Origin of the sequence: Streptomyces sp. DH12 (assembly GCF_020873895.1) — a bacterium.
Taxonomy (GTDB): domain Bacteria; phylum Actinomycetota; class Actinomycetes; order Streptomycetales; family Streptomycetaceae; genus Streptomyces.
Map to the genome: position 1 here is coordinate 1 of NZ_JAHWGT010001455.1, position 409 is coordinate 409.

Annotated in this window: 1 protein-coding gene; it reads right to left on the reverse strand. The window is 76.8% G+C overall.

Annotated elements, in window-relative coordinates; translation table 11 throughout:
- Positions 1-155 precede the first annotated feature (155 nt).
- A partial coding sequence (locus LPA54_RS40545) for a glutathionylspermidine synthase family protein (RefSeq protein WP_228985438.1) occupies positions 156-409 on the reverse strand: 254 nt, incomplete at its 5' end.

Sequence of the window (409 nt, forward strand, 5' to 3'; positions counted from 1 at the left end):
ACGGCACGTTTCTCGCGGGCCGCTCCCCGATGGTTGGTCCCATCCCAGCGCGCCAGTCACGGCCCGCGGGCCAGGTTACCGGGTGGGCCGGGCGGGCGCGGCGGGTGTCCGCGATGCGGGAGTGCCCGGCCCCCTCCCGCCGCGGGGGCCGCCGGTCAGAGGATGACGTGCGGGAGGAAACGGGCGTACCCGTCGGTGATCAGGCCGGAGGACTCGCGGATGCCGAGGCCGGCGGCCTCGTTCTCCACCACCCAGGTGCCGAGGACGACGCGGTTGCCGTCGAAGTCGGGCAGCGGGGCGAGCTGCTGGTAGCAGCAGGGCTCGTCACGGGGCGTCGGGGCGGTGCCGGGCCGGTGCACGGTGACGCCGGCGCCCTCGCGGCCCAGCAGCGGCTTGGCGACCCAGCCGG